This window comes from Pseudomonas sp. KH_050 (genome assembly GCF_057838875.1).
Genome location: NZ_CM174478.1, coordinates 5,336,772 through 5,357,978, shown reverse-complemented (window position 1 = coordinate 5,357,978; position 21,207 = coordinate 5,336,772). Strand labels below are relative to the sequence as shown.

At 60.4% G+C, this 21,207-nt stretch carries 17 protein-coding genes and 2 pseudogenes; 13 read left to right on the top strand and 6 right to left on the bottom strand.

Annotation, left to right across the window (positions count from 1 at the left end; genetic code table 11):
- The first annotated feature begins 203 nt into the window (after positions 1-203).
- Positions 204-1,550: a spinster family MFS transporter gene (locus AC3IUA_RS24600; RefSeq protein WP_489357455.1), complete on the top strand. Its 1,347-nt coding sequence runs from the start codon at positions 204-206 to the stop codon at positions 1,548-1,550.
- 195 nt (positions 1,551-1,745) lie between these two features.
- Here the strand turns inward: AC3IUA_RS24600 and rapA are convergent, their stop codons facing one another.
- Entirely contained in the window at positions 1,746-4,592 is a 2,847-nt protein-coding gene (gene rapA, locus AC3IUA_RS24595) for an RNA polymerase-associated protein RapA (RefSeq protein WP_489357454.1), read from the bottom strand.
- Positions 4,593-4,746: 154 nt separating this feature from the next.
- Between rapA and AC3IUA_RS24590 the strand changes: the two genes are divergently transcribed.
- From AC3IUA_RS24590 to ccoM, 3 genes are all read left to right on the top strand, one after another.
- The gene (locus tag AC3IUA_RS24590) at positions 4,747-5,088 is read left to right on the top strand and encodes an aspartate-semialdehyde dehydrogenase (RefSeq protein WP_489357453.1); all 342 of its coding nucleotides are present in this window, start codon (positions 4,747-4,749) and stop codon (positions 5,086-5,088) included.
- Positions 5,089-5,120: 32 nt separating this feature from the next.
- A complete protein-coding gene (locus tag AC3IUA_RS24585; RefSeq protein WP_489362536.1) occupies positions 5,121-5,414 on the top strand; it encodes a hypothetical protein in 294 nt (97 codons plus the stop codon).
- A gap of 143 nt (positions 5,415-5,557) precedes the next feature.
- On the top strand, positions 5,558-5,674 hold the full coding sequence (gene ccoM, locus AC3IUA_RS24580) for a cytochrome c oxidase subunit CcoM (protein WP_318183215.1): 117 nt from the start codon (positions 5,558-5,560) through the stop codon (positions 5,672-5,674).
- Between the two features lie 186 nt (positions 5,675-5,860).
- Here ccoM and AC3IUA_RS24575 read toward each other — a convergent pair whose 3' ends face one another.
- On the bottom strand, positions 5,861-7,336 hold the full coding sequence (locus tag AC3IUA_RS24575; RefSeq protein WP_489357452.1) for an inorganic phosphate transporter: 1,476 nt from the start codon (positions 7,334-7,336) through the stop codon (positions 5,861-5,863).
- Positions 7,337-7,712: 376 nt separating this feature from the next.
- Positions 7,713-7,913: a hypothetical protein gene (locus tag AC3IUA_RS24570; protein ID WP_150641610.1), complete on the bottom strand. Its 201-nt coding sequence runs from the start codon at positions 7,911-7,913 to the stop codon at positions 7,713-7,715.
- A 702-nt stretch (positions 7,914-8,615) separates the two neighbouring features.
- Here AC3IUA_RS24570 and pcaR point away from each other — a divergent pair.
- From pcaR to pcaC, 8 genes and pseudogenes are all read left to right on the top strand, one after another.
- Complete coding sequence (gene pcaR / locus AC3IUA_RS24565) at positions 8,616-9,458, top strand: pca regulon transcriptional regulator PcaR (RefSeq protein WP_489357451.1); 843 nt, start codon at positions 8,616-8,618, stop codon at positions 9,456-9,458.
- A gap of 715 nt (positions 9,459-10,173) precedes the next feature.
- Positions 10,174-11,031: a CoA transferase subunit A gene (locus tag AC3IUA_RS24560; RefSeq protein WP_489357450.1), complete on the top strand. Its 858-nt coding sequence runs from the start codon at positions 10,174-10,176 to the stop codon at positions 11,029-11,031.
- Positions 11,028-11,810, top strand: a complete 783-nt coding sequence (locus tag AC3IUA_RS24555; protein ID WP_489362460.1) for a CoA-transferase subunit beta — start codon at positions 11,028-11,030, stop codon at positions 11,808-11,810. Before AC3IUA_RS24560 ends, AC3IUA_RS24555 begins: the two co-directional genes overlap by 4 nt.
- Positions 11,807-13,012, top strand: a complete 1,206-nt coding sequence (gene pcaF / locus AC3IUA_RS24550) for a 3-oxoadipyl-CoA thiolase (protein ID WP_489362458.1) — start codon at positions 11,807-11,809, stop codon at positions 13,010-13,012. Before AC3IUA_RS24555 ends, pcaF begins: the two co-directional genes overlap by 4 nt.
- 115 nt (positions 13,013-13,127) lie before the next feature.
- A pseudogene (locus AC3IUA_RS24545) lies at positions 13,128-13,370 on the top strand (alpha-ketoglutarate permease); the annotation flags it as partial.
- Between the two features lie 48 nt (positions 13,371-13,418).
- Positions 13,419-14,783, top strand: coding sequence for a 3-carboxy-cis,cis-muconate cycloisomerase (locus AC3IUA_RS24540; protein ID WP_489357449.1), 1,365 nt, complete (start codon positions 13,419-13,421; stop codon positions 14,781-14,783).
- 11 nt (positions 14,784-14,794) lie between these two features.
- Entirely contained in the window at positions 14,795-15,595 is an 801-nt protein-coding gene (pcaD, locus tag AC3IUA_RS24535; RefSeq protein ID WP_489357448.1) for a 3-oxoadipate enol-lactonase, read from the top strand.
- A gap of 10 nt (positions 15,596-15,605) precedes the next feature.
- The gene (pcaC, locus tag AC3IUA_RS24530) at positions 15,606-15,998 is read left to right on the top strand and encodes a 4-carboxymuconolactone decarboxylase (protein WP_489357447.1); all 393 of its coding nucleotides are present in this window, start codon (positions 15,606-15,608) and stop codon (positions 15,996-15,998) included.
- 151 nt (positions 15,999-16,149) lie between these two features.
- Here pcaC and AC3IUA_RS24525 read toward each other — a convergent pair whose 3' ends face one another.
- The 3 genes and pseudogenes from AC3IUA_RS24525 to AC3IUA_RS24515 all read right to left on the bottom strand — a co-directional run bounded on the left by AC3IUA_RS24525 (position 16,150) and on the right by AC3IUA_RS24515 (position 18,163).
- A complete protein-coding gene (locus tag AC3IUA_RS24525; protein WP_489357446.1) occupies positions 16,150-17,412 on the bottom strand; it encodes an OprD family porin in 1,263 nt (420 codons plus the stop codon).
- Positions 17,413-17,744: 332 nt separating this feature from the next.
- Positions 17,745-17,828: pseudogene (locus AC3IUA_RS24520) on the bottom strand (OmpA family protein); the annotation flags it as partial.
- Entirely contained in the window at positions 17,819-18,163 is a 345-nt protein-coding gene (locus tag AC3IUA_RS24515; RefSeq protein WP_489357445.1) for a pilin assembly protein, read from the bottom strand. The gene AC3IUA_RS24515 and the pseudogene AC3IUA_RS24520, both read right to left, overlap by 10 nt.
- 200 nt (positions 18,164-18,363) lie before the next feature.
- Here AC3IUA_RS24515 and ppc point away from each other — a divergent pair, with 200 nt between their 5' ends.
- A complete protein-coding gene (ppc, locus tag AC3IUA_RS24510) occupies positions 18,364-20,994 on the top strand; it encodes a phosphoenolpyruvate carboxylase (protein ID WP_489357444.1) in 2,631 nt (876 codons plus the stop codon).
- The last annotated feature ends 213 nt before the right edge of the window (positions 20,995-21,207 follow it).

The following is a 21,207-nucleotide window of genomic DNA, read 5'->3' as shown; positions in this document are numbered from 1 at the left end:
ACGCAAGTGATGGTGGCATATTAATATCAATGATTTTGCAATGAATTGGGCATTGCTTAGAACCAAAAATAAATCAGCGTCCGCGCTCGTCTCCATGAGCCGGTATCAGCTTTACAAATAATGACAGACAGGCCGGACCGGGCTGACTAGATTGCTGATTCCGGGTGGCAGCCACGCCCCAATAACAATAAAAGAGACGGACTATGCAGAACTCGAACCAAGCGGCGAATGCCTGGCGCATTCTGTTCCTGCTGTTTCTGGCGAACCTGTTCAACTTTTTCGATCGCACCATCCCGGCCATCATCATCGAACCCATCCGGATGGAATGGCACCTGAGTGATTTCCAGATCGGCATCATCGGTACTGCCTTCACCATTGTGTACGCCATCGCCGGGCTGCCGCTGGGGCGGATGGCCGATACCGGTTCTCGCAGCAAGTTGATGGGCTGGGGCCTGGCGGCGTGGAGTGGGCTGACCGCGGTCAATGGCCTGGTGGGCAGTTTCTGGGGGTTTCTGTTGGTACGCATGGGGGTGGGTATTGGCGAGGCCAGTTATGCCCCGGCCGCCAATTCGCTGATCGGCGACCTGTTCCCAGCCCACCGGCGGGCACGGGCCATGGGCATTTTCATGCTCGGGTTGCCGCTGGGCCTGTTGCTGGCGTTTTTTACCATCGGTGCGATGGTCCAGGCGTTCGACAGTTGGCGCGCGCCGTTTTTTATCGCTGCGGTACCGGGATTGCTGTTGGCGGTGTTCATGTTTTTTATCAAGGAGCCGAAGCGCGGCGCGGCGGAGACCGTTCAGGTCTCCCAGGAGCGGGTCGATCAACCCATTCGTCGGGTGCTGGCGATCCCGACCTTCCTGTGGCTGGTGTTAGCGGGGCTGACCTTCAACTTCGCCACCTATGCCTGCAACTCCTTTCTGGTGCCGATGCTGCAGCGCTATTTCCTGATGCCCTTGCAGGAAGCGGCGGTGGCGACCGGGGTGATCGTCGGCGTGACCGGGCTGATCGGCTTGACCCTTGGCGGCTGGGTTGCCGACAAGATTCACCAGCGAGTGGCTAACGGTCGACTGCTGTTCGCCGCCGGCAGCCTGATCATTTCGACCTTGGCCACCGCGTGGGCGCTGCATGCCGGCCGGATCGAGATCGGAGTGTTTGTCGCGGTGTTCAGCCTGGGCTGGCTGTTTGCCTACAACTTCTATACGTGCGTCTACACGGCGATTCAGGACGTGGTCGAGCCGCGCTTGCGGGCCACCGCCATGGCGTTGTTCTTTGCCGGGTTGTATCTGTTGGGGGGTGGGTTGGGGCCGGTGGTGGTTGGCGCTCTGTCCGATCACTTTGCACATACCGCAATGCTTTCGGCTGGCGCCGGACAGATGACCGAGGCGTTCAAGGCCGTTGGCCTGCATGACGCGATGTACCTGATCCCGGTGGCGTTGTTCCTGACCATGCTGTTTCTGTTCCAGGCTTCGCGTTGTTTCGTTCGGGATGCGCAGCGAATGAAGGAAGGGCTGGTGGCTGTTGGGCCGCAGATTCCGGTGGTGACTGCTTAAGATCAAAAGATCGCAGCCTGCGGCAGCTCCTACGCCGACCCTGTATACCCGCAATATTGCGAATGCACGCAAATCCCGTAGGAGCTGCCGCAGGCTGCGATCTTGGCGGTCTTCTTCACACTGATGGTTTTCAGTCGTAATTAAAAAGGCCCGCATTACGCGGGCCTTTGTTCTTCGGAGGAGGGGAGCAGCTAATCAGCCGGCCACCAACACCCGTATCGCTTCCAGACGCAAAGCCGCTTTGTCGAGCATGGCCAGGCCTTGTTCGCGTTGCTGGCGCAGGGCGATCAGCTCGCTGTCGCGCACGGTCGGGTTGACCGCTTGCAAGGCGGTCAGGCGCGCCAGTTCTTCGTCGGTGTCGGCGGCCAGGCGACGTTGCGCTTCGGCGACCCGCTCGGCGTGGCGTGGGGCGATCTTCGCTTCGCCGGCGTTGATCTTCGGTGTCAGCTGATCGCGCTGGGCCTGGATGAACTTGTTGGCGCTGGCCCGTGGCACGCTTTCGAGCTGGTCGTTCAAGGTCTCGAAGGAAACCCGGGTCGACAGGTCGTTGCCGTTGGCATCAAGCAGGCAGCGCAGGGCGGCCGGTGGCAGGTAACGACCCAGCTGCAGCGAGCGCGGAGCAACTACTTCACTGACGTAGAGCAGTTCCAGCAACACGGTCCCGGGTTTGAGCGCCTTGTTCTTGATCAGTGCGACGGCAGTGTTGCCCATCGAACCGGACAGCACCAGGTCCATGCCGCCCTGCACCATCGGGTGCTCCCAGGTAATGAACTGCATGTCTTCGCGAGACAGCGCCTGGTTGCGGTCGTAAGTGATGGTCACGCCTTCGTCGTCGCCCAGCGGGAAACTGGCGTCGAGCATTTTTTCGCTCGGTTTGAGGATCAGGGCGTTTTCCGAGTGGTCTTCACTGTCGATACCAAAGGCGTCAAACAGGGTTTCCATGTAGATCGGCAGGGCGAACTGATCGTCCTGTTCATGGATCGCCTCAACCAGCGCATCACCTTCGCCGGCACCGCCGGAGTTGAGTTCCAGCAAGCGGTCGCGACCGGTGTGCAACTCGCTTTCCAGGTGCTCACGGGCGCTGCGCGCTTCGTCGATCAGGGCTTGCCATTCACCGTCATCGGCGCTTTCCAGCAGCGGTAACAGGCGCGGGCCGAATTGATGTTGCAGGGCGTTGCCGGTCGGGCAGGTGTTGAGGAAGGCATTCAGTGCCTCGTGGTACCACTGGAACAAGCGTTGTTGCGGGCTGGTTTCCAGGTACGGCACGTGCAATTCGATGGTGTGTTTCTGGCCGATCCGGTCCAGACGACCGATACGCTGTTCCAGCAGATCCGGGTGCGACGGCAGATCGAACAGCACCAGGTGGTGGGAGAATTGAAAGTTGCGGCCTTCACTGCCGATTTCCGAGCAGATCAGCACCTGGGCGCCAAACTCTTCATCCGCGAAGTAGGCGGCGGCGCGGTCACGCTCAAGGATGTTCATGCCTTCATGGAAGACCGTGGCCGGGATGCCCGAGCGCACGCGCAGGGCGTCCTCGAGGTCCATCGCGGTTTCAGCGTGGGCGCAGATCACCAGCACTTTGGTGCGTTTGAGCATCTTCAGCGTGTCGATCAGCCACTCGACACGAGGGTCGAAGCGCCACCAGCGCTCTTCTTCGTTGGCGTCCGGCTGGGACTGGAAGCTGACTTCCGGGTACAGTTCGGCGTGTTCGCCCAGCGGCAACTCGAGGTATTCGTCCGGGCACGGCAGCGGGTACGGATGCAGCTTGCGCTCCGGGAAGCCTTGCACGGCGGCACGAGTGTTGCGGAACAGCACGCGGCCGGTGCCGTGGCGGTCCAGCAGTTCACGGACCAGACGACCGCTGGCTTCAATATCGCCATCGTTGACGGCGGCTAGCAGGGCTTCGCCTTCGTCACCGAGGAAGCCTTGAATGGTTTTATGCGCGGCCGGGGACAGACGCCCCTGGTCCAGCAGTTCCTGAACGGCTTCGGCGACCGGGCGATAGTTTTCGCTTTCGGCGCGGAACGCATGCAGGTCATGAAAACGATTCGGATCGAGCAGGCGCAGTCGCGCGAAGTGGCTGTCCTGACCCAGTTGTTCCGGGGTGGCGGTCAGCAGCAGCACGCCAGGAATCACTTCCGCAAGCTGCTCGACCAGTGCATATTCTGCGCTGACCTGATCTTCATGCCAGACCAGGTGGTGCGCTTCGTCGACCACCATCAGGTCCCAGCCGGCAGCGAACAGCGCGTCCTGGGCCTTCTCGTCGTCCACCAGCCATTCCAGAGCGACCAGTGCGAGCTGGGTGTCTTCGAACGGATTGGCGGCATCGCTTTCGATGAAACGTTCCTCATCGAACAGGGCAACCTGCAGGTTGAAGCGCCGGCGCATTTCCACCAACCACTGGTGCTGGAGGTTTTCCGGAACCAGGATCAGCACCCGATTGGCGCGACCGGAGAGCAGTTGGCGATGGATCACCAAGCCTGCTTCGATGGTCTTGCCCAGGCCCACTTCATCGGCCAGCAGAACCCGTGGCGCGATCCGGTCGGCCACTTCGCGGGCGATGTGCAACTGGTGAGCGATAGGTTGCGCACGCACGCCACCCAGGCCCCAGAGTGAAGATTGCAACTGGCGGCTGGTGTGTTCGAGGGTGTGGTAACGCAGCGAGAACCACGCCAGCGGGTCGATCTGCCCGGCGAACAGTCGGTCGCTGGCCAGGCGGAACTGAATGAAGTTCGACAGTTGGGTTTCCGGCAGGGTAACCACGTCGTTCTGCCCGTTGAGCCCGTGATAGACCAGCAAGCCGTCGACATCGTCGACCTCGCGCACGGTCAGTTTCCAGCCTTCGAAGTGAGTGATCGAGTCACCTGGCGAAAACCGCACACGTGTGAGGGGCGCATTCCGTAGCGCATACTGACGAGTGTCGCCAGTGGCCGGATAGAGCACGGTCAGCAAGCGACCGTCCTGTGCCAGAACGGTGCCTAAACCTAGCTCGGCTTCGCTGTCACTAATCCAGCGTTGCCCCGGTTGATACTGCTGCGCCATGCTGCCTGACTCCCGCCTTGAAAAAGCCGACTATCTTAACGGATCAAGGCCTCCAGACCAAAGGGTTACGGCGACGAGGGGTCACAAGTTTGCGCCCGATGGCTCAAGTCGTCACCCCGGCAGCCGACAGCCTGCTGACAGGAGACTAATAATTATGCTGCCACCGATACTTCCCTTGAGTGTCGTGCCGATCACCTCCCAGCAGGATCCGGTCCGCTCCACGCCGGACATTCCGCCTGTAGTGCCGGTGCAACCGAGCTCCAATGAAAGCACCATCGACCTGCAAAAGCGCGATGCCGAACATTCGGCGTTGTTATTGCGTGAAGAGCAGCAGCGCCAGCAGGAACGCAACAAGCGTCGGCGTGAAGTCGATGAAGACTCGCAAACGCACCTGGCCCTGCCCGGTGACGAGCTCAACGCGGACAACACCGTGCCCGTGGTGCCACTGATGGAAGATCAGCCTCGTCAGGGATTGTGGGTGGATGTCGAGGTTTAGCGTCGGGCTTTTTATGTGTATCACGGCGCAAAATGTTCGCTACCGACTTCGCTGGCGACTGGTCAGCGCCGGGATCACACCGCATTATGGGCAGACCCCGGCGTGCAGGGCGGTTGACTGCTGCGCTTGAATTCGACCGCCAGCCAGATGATGCAATCAACGCCATGAGCCAAGACGACAAGCTGATAGACCTGAATTCCGAACGTGCCAAGCGCGTGCATGATCTCAATGAAAAGCGCCTGAACGAAGTGCGCCAGGCTTTCGAGCAGGCCATGCCATTGGGAAAAGCCAGGAAAAAGCCGAAAAACAAACCGAAAAAACGTTGAATCCCCCTGCATCCGTTGACGCAGGTCAGTTATTTTCCTCCTTTACCTCTTCTTTCGGGCGCTATTGATCCCGGTCAATTTTTATCGAAGCCGGATTGGTTAACTTAGCCCCATCGCAACAGGGCAAGAGCAGGAGGCCAGTCATGTTTTTCGACAACGTAGTGATCGCCGGAGTGCTGACAGTCGGCCTCATGGTGGCTTTTTTCGCAGGGTTTGGATTCTTTATCTGGAAAGATGCACATAAGAGCAAAAAGCCTTAAGTCTTTCCGGTACACGAGCACGCAAGGCATTTTGGGCGACTTCGGTCGCCCTTTTTTTTGTCTGCGCGCCGCCGTAGGAGCTGCCGCAGGCTGCGATCTTTTCAGGTTGAACGCATTCCAAAAGGCATAAAAAAAGGTGCGATCCAGACGGGATCGCACCTTTTTTTTTTGCAAACAGGCTGAAGATCAGCTGACGAGGACTTTCGACGCCAGCCAGAACAAACCGGCCGACAAGCCCACCGTCGCCGGCAGGGTCAGGATCCAGGCCAGCAGGATGGTCTTCACCGTACCGCCTTGCAGACCGCTTTTGTTTGCGACCATGGTCCCGGCGACACCCGAGGACAGTACGTGGGTGGTGGATACCGGCAGGCTGAAGATGTTGGCCAGGCCGATGGCGCAGGCGGTGGTGATCTGGGCCGACATGCCCTGGGCGTAGGTCATGCCTTGTTTGCCGATCTTTTCACCGATGGTCAGAACCACGCGCTTCCAGCCGACCATGGTACCGAGCCCCAGAGCCAGGGCCACTGCCAGAATTACCCAGAACGGCGCATATTCGGTGGTCGCGGTCAGGTCTTTGCGCAGCTTGTTCAGGTCATCCTTTTCACGGGCTGCCAAGCCTGGCAGCTTGCCGACTTTCTTCGCCGTGTCATCCAGGCAGAGCAGGTAACGACGCACTTCGATACGGCTTTCCGCCGGCAGCGAGTGATAGTCCGCTACACCCTTGAGCGTGCCGAGGAGCGCGGAAATGGTCGGTTCGGTCTGTTGCGGATTGCAACGGAATTTCTCCGGCAAGTCGCCCGGTATGCTTTTGCCCAGCGCCAGGAACTCGCCCAGCGATTCGCTGTTACGCTGATAGAACTGGCTCAGGTGCAAGGTCGCATCGCGGGTTCGTTCGATCTGGTAGGTAGTGCTGGTCAGGTCGAGCACGAACTGCGCCGGGACGATACCGATCAATACCAGCATGATCAGGCCGATGCCTTTCTGGCCATCGTTGGAACCGTGCACGAAACTCACGGCCATTGCGGAGATCACCAGTACCAGGCGATTCCAGAACGGTGGATGTTTCTTGTCGTCGAGCTTGCGGCGCTCGTCCGGGGTCTTGTGCATCTTGGACAGTGGGCGCCACCATTTAAGGCTAACGAGCACCAGGCCAGCGACCAGGAAGCCGGCCATCGGCGAGAACACCAGCGAGGCGCCGATATCAATCGCCTTCTGCCAGTTGACACCATCGGCCAGCGGAATGTCGTTGATCAATGCATTCGCCAGGCCCACGCCCAGGATCGAGCCGATCAAGGTGTGCGAGCTGGAGGCCGGGATACCGAAGTACCAGGTGCCCAGGTTCCAGGTGATGGCGGCCGCGAGCAACGAGAACACCATCGCCAGCCCGTGGCCAGTGTTCACATTGATCAGCAGTTCTACCGGCAGCAGGTGGACGATTGCATAGGCCACGCCGACCCCGCCCAGTAATACGCCGAGGAAGTTGAACACACCGGAAAAGAACACGGCCAGGTGGGGTGGCATGGCTTTGGTGTAGATAACAGTGGCCACCGCATTAGCGGTGTCATGAAAGCCGTTGATGAACTCGAAGGCGAGGACAAAGGCCAGGGCGAGCAAGAGGCTCACAAGCACCCAAGCATCCAGTCCGCTGAATAAATCGATCATGAAGGTTTTCTGACCCGGTCGTAAGGGGGCGCGATTATGCCAGAAAACCTCAGTAATCGATGCACTACATGCTCATCGGTAACATTCTTCAACGAATTACTTTGTAACAGCCCCCTAGCCCCCGGGGTTTCTGCCGGTCAGGCAAGCTATTGATTTTGTTGGTGATGATCGAGAAGTCAGGCTTTTCGGGAAGTGCCGATGCGCTGAAATAGCTGTGGGAAGTTTCAGCGGTACAGGCCAGCCATGGCCTATTTACTCATCCTTTCGGGCTGGGGCGGCAGCCGCCCGCGTGTAGCGAGCGGAACAGGGTGGTGACCCGAGCCAGCTTCTATATGGCAGGGAAGTAGCCAGCCCTGAAGGGCTCAAGCCGGAGCGGTCATGGCTCTTCGGCTTTGAGTTCCTTTTCCATTTTCTGCAATTCTTGAGTAAAAGCCTGATCGAGAATGCTCGCGCGTTTGCGCCAAGGCTTGCGTTCCGGCTCAGGCTGGGCGGCGTAGGTGGTGATTTCCCCGCCGTAGACATCCTTGTAGCGTTGTTCCTGACGCTCAAGTTCCGCGCGCAGTTCGTCTTTCGTCACAGTATTACCTAATTGAGTTGAGATGAATTCTGGTGATACACCTTGCAGCATCGTTGATTATCAAGATGGGGTCACAGGCCGGGTTATACAAGCCCTTGGCTTTTGACAGCGATTTGATAAACAGCATCCTTGTTGCAAGCACTCACGGCACCAGAGAGGAATAACTGCCGTGCAACAGTTTTCGCGTGCAAGCGCTTTGGCTGATAGTGAATGAACGCCAGGCGGTTGCTGCAGGGGGCGCCGCTGGAACAGGCACCACCTGGGTGATTGGATCCGAAGGTATAAAAGAAACCCCGGTCATCACACGGATCATTATAGCGGTCGATTTGAATAACACTATCACCAAGAAGTTAAAACTCGTCAACTTTGTGTGAGGGCTTTTTGTTACGGATAAATTTCGGGTTGTAAGTAGGTTTTCCTCAGGACAGTTGTGTGCTTGCGGTGAAATTAATGCACGCAATGTTGTGAGGGGTAAGCGCTCGTTTCGGAGGCTGACGCCTACTCATGCGGGGAAGTGTGAACTTTTGTATATCTGGCGTCATCCATGAGTCGTGGGAGAAGGAATCCCCCCTGTGAGAGAAAGGTGCCGATTGCGATTATCGATTGATGGTTCGATAATCGCCCAACTCGGCTGTTCGTGGCTTGCGTATCTGCTGCGCAGCAGCCTGTAATAGATGTCGATCTGTGGGCATAGGACCTGAAATGAACGATCAACTGCGCAATTCTTTCGCTTCAGTGGCCCCGCCGATCGTCGCCTCGCCGGCCAAGCGGATCCAGGCACTGACCGGTGATCCGGACTTCATGACCTCCCTGGCGCGCGGTCTGGCAGTGGTGCAGGCCTTTCAGGAGCGCAAGCGCCATCTGACCATCGCCCAGATCAGCCACCGCACGGAAATTCCTCGGGCGGCAGTGCGCCGTTGCCTGCATACGCTGATCAAGCTGGGTTATGCGACCACCGATGGGCGTACCTATTCGTTGCTGCCCAAGGTGCTGACCCTGGGCCATGCCTATCTGTCCTCGACGCCGCTGGCGGTTTCGGCCCAGCCTTATCTGGATCGCATGAGCGAACAACTTCACGAGGCTTGCAACATGGCCACGCTGGAGGGTGATGACATTCTATATATAGCCCGCTCCGCGACGACCCAGCGCCTTATCTCGGTCGATCTGTCAGTGGGCGGGCGTCTGCCAGCCTATTGCACCTCCATGGGGCGGATCCTGCTGGCGGCGCTGGATGATGCCTCGCTCCATGAATACCTCGACCACGCGGAGCTGCAAACCAAGACCAGTCGCACGTTGCACACCCCCGAAGCGCTGCTTGAATGCCTGCAACAGGTCCGTCAACAAGGTTGGTGCATCGTCGATCAGGAACTCGAGCAGGGCCTGCGTTCCATCGCCGTACCGGTGTACGACGCCTCGGGGCAGGTGCTGGCGGCGTTGAATGTCAGCACCCATGCGGGGCGCGTCAGCCGCAATGAGCTTGAGCAGCGTTTTCTCCCGGAGCTGCTGAGCGCCAGTCGCGATCTGAGCGCACAGTTGTTCGCCTAGGGGCAGTTGGCAGCAACCTGAGGCTCGATCAATCCTCAGCAAACCCTAAGCTGTTCGATAAACGCACAGATACGCCGTTGCTCAATTGACGCTGTTTCCCGTGCTTCATTAATGTCGCGGCAGCGTCATCCGGCGAAGTGCGTCTGCTCCATCCGCCGGGCGCGCCTCAATAATAATGATGAGGCCTGCCTCAATGAGCACGTTTCCCGACAGCGGTTGCCTGCACTGTTTCAGCCTGCGGGCCGGGAGTGTCTGAGGTGATTCCGGCGGCGCTGGCGACCAGCGCGGTGCTGATCAAGGGCATGGTTAGTCATGCCGATGCGACTTGATCAGGTTTTGACCAGGTTGCTGTCGTTACGGTGAGTGGGCCTTTGTGGCGAGGGAGCTTGCTCCCGCTCGGGCGCGCAGCGGTCGTAATCCGGCTGATGTGCTCTGCCTGATAAATCGCGGTTGCAGGCTTTGGGCCCGCTTCGCGGTCCAGCGCGAGCAAGCTCCCTCGCCACAGGTACCGTGTTTTCCGGTGGAAGTGGGATTGGCCTGAAGCTGTTTTGTAGCAATGCAGAACCGATAGCCTGACAACAATCTGTTCGATAATCGAACGCTTAGTCGATTATCGGATTGTTTGGCGATTTTTAGAGGCTTAATCTTCAGTCATCCGGCGCTGCTCATCGCGCCTCTCTTCCACGTCGGTTTACTGAATTCGGGAGTCCACTCCATGGCTGAAATCCTTTCGCTGCATGACGCGGTGAAGCAGTTCGTCAACGACGGCGATACCGTCGCGCTCGAAGGCTTCACTCACCTGATCCCGACAGCGGCGGGTCATGAAATCATTCGCCAGGGCAAGAAAGACCTGACTCTGGTGCGTATGACGCCTGACCTGGTCTACGACCAGCTGATCGGTTCCGGTTGTGCTCGCAAGTTGATTTTCTCCTGGGGTGGCAACCCGGGCGTGGGCTCGCTGCACCGTCTGCGTGACGCGGTCGAGAAGCAATGGCCGCACGCGTTGGAGATCGAAGAACACAGTCACGCCGACCTGGCCAATGCCTACGTGGCTGGCGCTTCTGGTCTGCCATTCGCAGTGTTGCGCGCCTACGCCGGTTCCGATCTGCCGAAGGTCAACCCCTTGATCAAAAGCGTGACCTGCCCATTCACCGGTGAAGTATTGGCAGCAGTGCCTTCGGTGCGCCCGGATATCACCGTGATCCACGCTCAGAAGGCCGACCGCAAAGGCAACGTGTTGCTCTGGGGCATCCTCGGTGTGCAGAAAGAAGCGGCGCTGGCGGCCAAACGCTGCATCGTCACTGTTGAAGAAATCGTCGATGACCTGAAGGCGCCGATGAACGCCTGCGTGTTGCCGACCTGGGCCTTGAGCGCTGTCTGCCATGTGCCAGGTGGGGCGCATCCGTCCTACGCCCACGGTTACACCGAGCGTGACAACCGTTTCTACCAGGCTTGGGATGCAATCGCCCGCGATCGCGAAACCTTCACCGCCTGGATCAACGAATACATTCACGGCAGCGCTGACTTCAGTGAATTCCAGGCCAAGCTGGCCCGCGCTTCGGAGGCCAAATAATGACTTACTCCACCAATGAAATGATGACCGTCGCCGCCGCGCGCCGGTTGAAGAACGGTTCGGTATGCTTCGTCGGCATCGGCCTGCCTTCCAAGGCCGCCAACCTGGCTCGGCTGACCTCCTCGCCGGACGTGGTGCTGATCTACGAATCCGGCCCGATTGGCGCCAAGCCGAGTGTACTGCCGCTGTCGATCGGTGACGGTGAACTGGCCGAAACCGCTGACACTGTCGTGCCAACCGGTGAGATTTTTCGCTACTGGCTGCAGGGCGGGCGCATCGACGTCGGCTTCCTCGGTGCTGCGCAGGTCGACCGCTTCGGCAACATCAACACCACGGTGGTCGGCGACTATCACCAGCCAAAAGTCCGCCTGCCGGGTGCCGGTGGCGCGCCGGAGATCGCCGGTTCGGCGAAAAGCGTGCTGATCATCCTCAAGCAGTCGGCCCGTTCGTTTGTCGACAAGCTCGACTTCATTACTTCGGTCGGTCATGGCGAAGGTGGCGATTCGCGTCAACGTCTGGGCCTGCCAGGTGCCGGGCCGGTGGGGATCATCACCGATCTGTGCATCATGGAGCCGGAAGCCGGCAGCCACGAATTCGTGGTCACCGCGCTGCACCCGGGCGTGACCCGCGAGCAGGTGGTTGCTGCCACCGGTTGGGCCGTTCGCTTTGCCGATCAGGTCGAGCACACTGCAGAACCAACAGAAGTAGAGCTGAGCGCTTTGCGTGATCTCGAAGCACGCACCGCGGCGGCCCACGGCCAAGCACCGGGAGAAGCCTGATGCGCGAAGTCTTTATCTGTGACGCGATCCGTACTCCTATAGGCCGTTTCGGCGGTGGGCTGGCGGCTGTTCGTGCCGACGACCTGGCCGCTGTGCCGATCAAAGCGCTGATGGAGCGCAACCCTTCGGTGGACTGGAACGCGGTGGACGAGGTGTTCCTCGGCTGCGCCAACCAGGCCGGCGAAGACAACCGTAACGTTGCGCGCATGGCCTTGTTGCTGGCCGGTTTGCCAGAGAGCATTCCCGGCGTAACCCTCAACCGTCTCTGCGCTTCGGGCATGGACGCCATCGGCACCGCGTTCCGGGCGATCGCCAGCGGCGAGATGGAGCTGGCGATTGCCGGCGGCGTCGAATCGATGTCCCGTGCGCCGTTTGTCATGGGCAAGGCTGACGCAGCGTTCTCGCGCAACATGAAACTTGAAGACACCACCATTGGCTGGCGCTTCATCAACCCCTTGATGAAGGCTCAATTTGGCGTCGATGCGATGCCGCAGACCGCCGACAACGTCGCCGATGACTTCCGGGTTTCCCGCGCCGATCAGGACGCTTTCGCCTTGCGCAGTCAGCAACGGACTGCGGCCGCGCAAGCCGCCGGATTCTTCGCTGAAGAAATCGTCCCGGTGCGGATTGTCCACAAGAAGGGCGAGAGTGTGGTTGAGCAGGACGAGCACCCGCGCGCCGAAACGACCCTGGAAACCCTGAGCAAACTCAAGCCCGTGAATGGCCCGGACAAGACCGTTACCGCCGGCAACGCCTCGGGCGTCAATGATGGTGCGGCGGCATTGATCCTGGCCTCGGCCGAGGCCGTGAAGAAACATGGCCTGACCGCCCGCGCCCGGGTGTTGGGCATGGCCAGTGCCGGTGTCGCGCCACGGGTCATGGGCATTGGCCCGGTGCCGGCGGTGCGCAAATTGACTGAGCGTCTGGGGCTGGCCGTCAGCGATTTCGACGTGATCGAACTCAACGAAGCCTTCGCCAGTCAGGGCTTGGCGGTACTGCGAGAGTTGGGTCTGGCCGATGACGCCGCGCAGGTCAACCCGAACGGCGGCGCCATTGCCCTGGGTCACCCGCTGGGTATGAGCGGTGCGCGCCTGGTGCTGACTGCGTTGCATCAGCTGGAAAAGACCGGCGGCAAAAAAGGCCTGGCGACCATGTGTGTCGGCGTCGGCCAGGGCCTGGCTTTGGCGATCGAGCGCGTTTGACGCGTTCGCTACACCGCCGCTCCCACAGGTACAGCTTCGCTCTTGTGGGAGTGGGCTTTGTGTGACGAGGGGCTTGCTCCCGCCGGACCGGTGACGCGCTCGTTCACGAAGCGCCTCCATCAGCGGCCTGGTGAAAGCCGAAATGTTCCCGGCACAGGTTCGGGCATTGGGGGTAGGCTTGGCTTATGCGGTGGCGAACGCAGTGTTCGGTGGTTCGGCGGAATACGTGGCCCTGGGCTTGAAAACCATGGCCATGGAGAACAGTTTCTACCGGTACGTCACGGCGACGATGGCGGTGGCCTTCCTGTTCAGCTTGCGTCTGCCAAAACAGGCGGCTTATCTGCACCACGATCTTTGATCTGTCCGCGTGCGCCCGTTGCGGGGGCACGCCTCCAAGGGATTGTTTATGAACGACCGACCGAGCAATCAATTGTTCGATGCTTACTTCACTGCCCGCGATATGCGTGAAGTGTTTTGCGATCAGGGTCGGGTACAGGCGATGCTCGATTTCGAAGCGGCGCTGGCCCGGGCGCAGGCGCGGGTCGGATTGATTCCGCAGACTGCGGTCACGCCGATCGAAGCGGCATGCCGGGCAGAACACTATGACTTCTTCGCGCTCGGCGAGGCGATTGCCACGGCGGGCAACTCGGCGATCCCGCTGGTCAAGGCGCTGGGCAAACAGATCGCCAGCCATGACGTCGAAGCCGAGCGGTATGTGCATCTGGGGGCCACCAGTCAGGACGTGATGGACACCGGGCTGGTGCTGCAACTGCGCAGTGCCTTGCTGCTGATCGAAGCTCAACTGGCGCGACTCGGCGAGATCCTGGCCACCCAGGCACAACGCTATGTGGCTACACCGTTGGCCGGGCGCACCTGGCTGCAACACGCGACACCCGTGACCCTGGGCATGAAAATCGCCGGTTGGCTGGGCGCCGTGACCCGCAATCGCCAACGGCTGCAGGAACTCAAACTGCGTTTGCTGGTGCTGCAATTCGGCGGCGCTTCCGGGACCCTCGCGGCGCTCGGTGAGCAAGCAATGCCGGTTGCCGAGGCACTGGCGCAGGAACTGCAACTCGGGCTGCCGGAGCAACCCTGGCACACCCAGCGCGACCGACTGGTGGAGTTCGGCTCAGTGCTGGGCCTGATCGCTGGCAGCCTGGGCAAGCTCGGTCGCGACATCAGCCTGCTGATGCAGACCGAGGCCGCTGAGGTGTTCGAACCTGCGGCGCCGGGCAAGGGCGGATCGTCGACCATGCCGCACAAACGCAATCCGGTCGGCGCTGCGGTGTTGATCGGCGCCGCAACCCGGGTGCCGGGCTTGCTGGCGACGCTGTTCAGCGCGATGCCCCAGGAACACGAGCGCAGCCTGGGTCTGTGGCATGCCGAATGGGAAACCCTGCCGGACATTTGCTGCCTGGTCTCCGGTGCGTTGCAGCAGGCCTTGCTGGTGACTGAAGGACTGGAAGTCGACACCGAGCGCATGACTAAAAACCTCGACCTGACTCAGGGGCTGGTGCTGGCCGAAGCGGTGAGCATCGTCCTCGCCCAACGGGTGGGCCGCGATGCGGCTCATCATCTGCTCGAGCACTGCTGCAAGCGCGCGGTCGCCGAGCAGCGGCATTTGCGTGCGGTACTCGGCGATGAACCGCAAGTGACCACCCACCTATCGGCCGATGAACTCGATCATCTGCTGGACCCTGCCCATTACCTCGGTCAGGCCCATACCTGGGTCGAGCGAGCCGTGGCTGAACATTTTGCCTTGAGCGCATGAAGGAGACTGCTGTGGGATTCGTACAACTCGTCGATGGCGAACTGAACTATCAACTCGACGGCCCGGAAGATGCACCGGTGCTGGTGCTGTCCAACTCACTGGGCACCGACCTGCACATGTGGGACCTGCAGATTCCGGCCTTTGCCGAGCATTTCCGGGTGCTGCGTTTCGATACTCGCGGCCATGGTCGTTCACTGGTGACCCCGGGGCCGTACAGCATCGAGCAATTGGGCCAGGATGTGCTGGCGTTGCTGGATGCCTTGCATATCGAGCGCGCACATTTCTGCGGCTTGTCCATGGGCGGGCTGATCGGCCAGTGGCTGGGGATCAATGCTGGCGAGCGTCTGCGCAAGCTGGTGGTGTGCAACACAGCGGCGAAAATCGGTGATCCTTCGGTATGGAACCCACGGATCGAAACCGTGCTGCGAGACGGCCCGGCAGCGATGGTTGCACTGCGCGATGCGTCGATTGCCCGCTGGTTCACCGCGGACTTTGCCGAGGCCAATCCGCAGCAGGCCAAGCAGATCACCGACATGCTCGCCGCCACCTCACCACAAGGCTATGCCGCCAACTGCGCGGCGGTGCGCGATGCCGATTTCCGCGAGCAGTTGTCATCGATCCAGGTGCCGACACTGGTGATTTGCGGCACTGAAGATGCGGTCACGCCACCGGCGGGCGGGCACTTTATTCAAGAGCACGTGCAGGGCGCCGAATACGCCGAGTTCTATGCCGCGCACCTGTCCAACGTACAGGCCGGCGTTGCGTTCAGCGATCGGGTGTTGGCCTTCCTGTTAGCTGACCAGCGCGTTTGAGGAGCTGACCGTGGACGAGAAACAACGTTATGACGAAGGCCTGCAGGTGCGTCGCGCGGTCCTCGGCGATGCCCATGTCGACCGCAGCCTGAATACCCTCACCGAGTTCAACTCGGAGTTCCAGGAAATGATCACTCGTCACGCCTGGGGTGATATCTGGACCCGCCCGGGCTTGCCTCGGCACACCCGCAGCCTGATCACCATCGCCATGCTGATCGGCATGAACCGTAACGAAGAGCTCAAGCTGCATCTGCGTGCCGCCGCCAGCAACGGCGTGACCCGCGCCGAGATCAAGGAAGTGCTGATGCAGAGTGCAATCTACTGCGGCATTCCGGCGGCCAATGCGACCTTCCACCTGGCGGAGTCGGTGTGGGATGAGTTGGGGGTTGAGTCGCGGGAATAATCCGGGACTGTCTTGGTGCCCCGAAAAGATCGCAGCCTGCGGCAGCTCCTACGGGATTCGCATACACCGTTTGGTCAACGGTGTATGCGGTCGGTGTGGGAGCTGCCGCAGGCTGCGATCCTGGCGATCTGCCCGCGAAGCTGTTTATGGCTTACAGCAAGCTGATCGGGTAACTCACAATCACCCGGTTTTCGTCGAACTCATTGTTGCTGTAGTCGCGGCGGATGCTTGAGTTGCGCCATTTGACGTTGAGATTTTTCAGCGTGCCGCTCTGCACGGTGTAGGCCAGTTCGGTCTCGCGTCCCCATTCCTTACCGTCGGTGATGGTTCCGGTATGCACGTTGTCGCCGCTGATGTAGCGGTTCATCAAGCTCAGGCCGGGCACGCCCATGGCGACGAAGTTGTAGTCATGGCGCAGCTGCCAGGATTTTTCCCTGGCGTTGTCATAACTTGAGTTGTAGCTGTCGTTGGCCAGGGTGCCGCCACTGGTACCGTTGACCCGCATCCAGGGGCTGTCGCCGCTGACTTTTTGCAGGCCGACATAGAAGGTATGGCCGCCGTATTTGGCCGAGAACAGTCCGGACCAGGTCTTGTTGTCCAGGTCACCGGCCTGGGCGCTGCCGTCCTCCTTGCCATAGAAGAACCCCAGATTGGCGCCCAGGGTCCAGTCGCCCACGGGTTGAGTGTGGGTCAGGTTGAGGTATTGCTGGCTGTAGATGTCCTGGAGTTCAGCGTTCCACAGACCGATCTGGGTGCGTTTTTCATTGAAGGCGTATTCGGCGCCTTCGAAGTTGAAACGGTCGGAGGTGAATGCGGCTTTGCCGGTCATCGACATGTCGCTCATGCTGCTGTCGTCACGCGGGCTGTTGGCGCGGAACTGGCCACCGTAGAGCGTCAGGCCGTCGATTTCCTTCGAGGTGATCTGGCCGCCACGAAAGGTCTGTGGCAATGAACGCCCATCGTCCGAACGCAGGATCGGTAACACCGGCATCCATTCGCCGACTTTCAATTCGGTCTGGGACAGCTTCGCCTTGAAGGCCACGCCCAGGCGTCCGAAGTGATCCGCCGGGCGGCCGTCGTGATCGAGCGGCAGCAACTGTGTGCCGCCAGTGCCGCGTCCGCCGTCGAGTTTCAGCGAGTACAGGCCCAGCACGTCGACACCGAAACCGATCGTGCCCTGAGTGAACCCGGACCTGGCATCAAGGATGAAACTCTGGGTCCATTCTTCGGCCTTGCCCTGGGGCTTGGTCGGGTTGGTGAAGTTGCGGTTGAGGTAGAAATTGCGCAGGTTCAGGTTGACCTTGGCGCCTTCGACAAAGCCGGACTCCTCGGCCATGACCGGCAATGCCGTGCTCGCCAGCGCAATGAACATCACGGCGGGCGCAGTAGCTGAGTAAGAAGTGAATGGCTTCATGATGATCGGGCTCTCTCATTGTCAGGGATGAGGCAGGACGCTGCCGCGATGTCGAGTCGCAGACAAAAAATTCGAACTGGGGGGAAGAACGGGCCGGATCAGCCGGAGCGGGCAGGGTGCGCAGTCATGGGGTCGAACCTGTTGTTATTGGTTGTTGTCGGTGCGAGGGGATGGTGCGTTGGATGGTCAGAGCGGTTCAATTGGCCGTGGCGGGTTTTGGGCGGTAATCGAACGGAACAGGTTGGCGTTCAGACATAAAAATCCGGAGCCCGTATCGGACTCCGAATGATCTGCTGTTCAAGGATTAACGATAGAGACAGTTCCCGAACCCATCAGTTGGAACTGATCGCCGAGCGTGGAACAACCGACTGGTTGTCGTTGGAAATAGTGACTTCCACACGGCGATTCAGTGTTTTTGCTTGTCGGTCTGAGCGGACAAATCCTGCAGGTGGCGCCTTGATAACGCCAGATAACGGGGGGTAGGGCCGACGTCTTCGTAAAGCGGGTCACCTTCTTCGTCGGTGGCGACTACCTGGGATCCCTTGACGTAGGGAAAGCTCTCTTCGAGCTCTTCCAGCGCGGCACCGATCAGTTCGCCGAGAAGTTCTTCGATATGCCGTTTGGGGTACATCTCGGCTATGGCTGCCAGGCGTGCAGCGGCTTCCACGTCCAGGCGGATGGTGTAGCCGGTCTTGGTCAAACGGCCTTTGGCATTTTCTTCCCAATGTTGGGCGAGCTCACGGATTTTCATGGCGACCTCTAATCACCTGCTCGTGGCAGGCAGTAATGAATACCGGCGTGGGCCGGTAGCAAGCCCTTGTGTGGCTTACTCTTGAGACTAGCTTTATCGCGCAAGGTTTACAGTCGAATCGTCGCACGCTTGTAAGAACGTGACGCGAGCGGCACTCTTGAGCCTTCCGAGCCGCCCCGAGTCTGCTGGAGAACACCTGAATGACTGATATTGATGCACGCTTGCGCGAAGATGTTCACCTGCTGGGTGAACTGTTGGGCAACACCATTCGTGAACAGTATGGAGAGGATTTCCTCGACAAGATCGAGCAGATTCGCAAGGGCGCCAAGGCCGATCGGCGTGGCTCGGCGAATGCCGAACTGAGCGCCAGCCTGAACCAGTTGAGCGAGGACGAATTGCTGCCTGTGGCGCGTGCGTTCAATCAGTTTCTCAACCTGGCCAATATCGCCGAGCAATATCAGTTGATTCATCGGCGCGACGAGGCGGAGCCCGCGCCGTTCGAATCGCGGGTATTGCCGGAGCTATTGACGCGTTTGCTCGCTGAAGGGCATAGCGCCGACTCGCTGGCCCGGCAGTTGGGACGGCTGGAGATCGAGCTGGTGCTGACCGCGCACCCGACCGAGGTCGCCCGTCGCACCCTGATCCAGAAATACGATGCCATCGCCGCGCAACTGGCGGCGCAGGATCACCGCGACCTGACCACCGCCGAACGTGAGCAGATCCGCCAGCGCTTGCAGCGGTTGATCGCCGAGGCCTGGCACACAGAAGAAATCCGCCGCACCCGACCGACGCCGGTAGATGAAGCCAAGTGGGGCTTTGCGGTGATCGAGCACTCCCTGTGGCAGGCGATCCCCAACTACATGCGCAAGGCGGACAAGGCGCTGTTTGCCGCAACCGGCCTGCACTTGCCGCTGGAAGCCGCGCCGATTCGCTTCGCCTCGTGGATGGGCGGCGACCGTGACGGCAACCCGAATGTCACGGCGCCGGTCACCCGCGAGGTGTTGCTGCTGGCGCGCTGGATGGCCGCCGACTTGTACCTGCGCGATGTCGATCAACTGGCAGCCGAGCTGTCGATGCAACAGGCCAGCGCCGAATTGCGGGCCAAGGCGGGAGACAGCGCAGAACCTTATCGCGCGGTACTCAAGCAGTTGCGTGAGCGCCTGCGGGCGACCCGTGCCTGGGCCCACGCATCGCTCAATAGCGCGTCAGTGGCGAGCACCGACGTCTTGCAGAACAACCGTGACCTGCTCGATCCGCTGGAGCTCTGTTATCAGTCGCTGCACGAGTGCGGGATGGGCGTGATCGCCGATGGGCCGCTGCTCGACTGCCTGCGCCGTGCCGTGACCTTCGGCTTGTTCCTGGTGCGCCTGGACGTGCGTCAGGACTCCTCGCGGCATTCGTCGGCGATGACCGAAATCACCGACTACCTCGGCCTGGGACGCTATGGCGACTGGAGCGAGGAAGAACGCATCAGCTTCCTCATGGGTGAGTTGAATAATCGCCGGCCATTGCTACCCGCGTATTTCAAACCATCCGGCGAGACTGCCGAAGTACTGGCGACCTGCCGGGAAATCGCTGCGGCGCCTGCGGCCTCCCTGGGTTCTTATGTGATCTCCATGGCGGGTGCGGCTTCCGACGTGCTTGCCGTGCAACTGCTGCTCAAAGAGGCCGGGGTGCTGCGGCCGATGCGCGTCGTGCCGCTGTTCGAAACCCTGGCCGACCTGGATAACGCCGGCCCGGTAATCGAAAAGCTATTGCTGCTGCCCGGCTATCGCTCGCGGTTGCAGGGACCGCAGGAAGTCATGATTGGTTACTCCGATTCGGCCAAGGACGCCGGCACCACGGCCGCGGCCTGGGCGCAGTATCGGGCGCAGGAACGCTTGGTGGACATCTGCCGCGAGCAGCAGGTCGAACTGCTGTTGTTCCACGGTCGCGGCGGCACGGTGGGACGCGGCGGTGGTCCGGCTCACGCGGCAATCTTGTCGCAACCGCCGGGTTCGGTGGCGGGGCGCTTCCGCACCACAGAGCAGGGTGAAATGATTCGTTTCAAGTTCGGCCTGCCGGACATTGCCGAGCAAAACCTCAATCTGTACCTGGCCGCGGTGCTGGAAGCCACCGTATTACCGCCGCCGCCACCGGAACCGGCCTGGCGGGTACTGATGGATGAATTGGCGGCTGATGGGGTCAAGGCCTATCGCGCCGTGGTGCGGGACAATCCGCAGTTCGTCGAGTATTTCCGCCAGTCGACACCGGAACAGGAACTGGGCCGTTTGCCGCTGGGCAGTCGTCCGGCCAAACGCCGTGCTGGCGGCATCGAGAGTTTGCGGGCGATTCCGTGGATCTTCGGCTGGACCCAGACGCGCTTGATGCTGCCGGCCTGGCTCGGCTGGGAAAGCGCATTGAGCAAGGCCCTGGAACGCGGTGAAGGCGAGTTGCTTACGCAGATGCGTGAACAATGGCCATTCTTCCGCACCCGCATCGATATGCTGGAAATGGTCCTGGCCAAGGCCGATGCGGATATCGCGCAGTCTTACGATGAGCGATTGGTCGAGCCACAATTGCGACCTTTGGGTGCGCATTTACGCGACCTATTGTCGCAGGCTTGTGCCGTGGTATTGGGATTGACCGGTCAGTCTTTGCTGCTGGCACATAGCCCAGACACCCTTGAATTCATCCGTTTGCGCAACACCTACCTGGACCCGCTGCATCTATTGCAGGCCGAACTGCTGGAGCGATCAAGGCAACAGGACGCCGAGCAAGACAGCCCGCTGGAACAGGCGCTGCTGGTGTCTGTGGCGGGGATTGCCGCCGGTTTGCGTAATACCGGCTAATTGTTTTTTCGGCAGTATGCAGCGACTTGGCGCATCACCCTGACGGTCGGTTCAAAAGGGGTGATCGCTACTGCCAGGCGACACTTTGTTGTGGGGTTGCGACTAGGAGCACCTCGTTGCAGTGGCAAATTTGTCGCGGGTTCTTGCTACTTTCGGCGGCTTGTGTGGTCCCGGTCTGCTGTGTATCTTGATCAGCCCTTGGCCGTTTGGGCG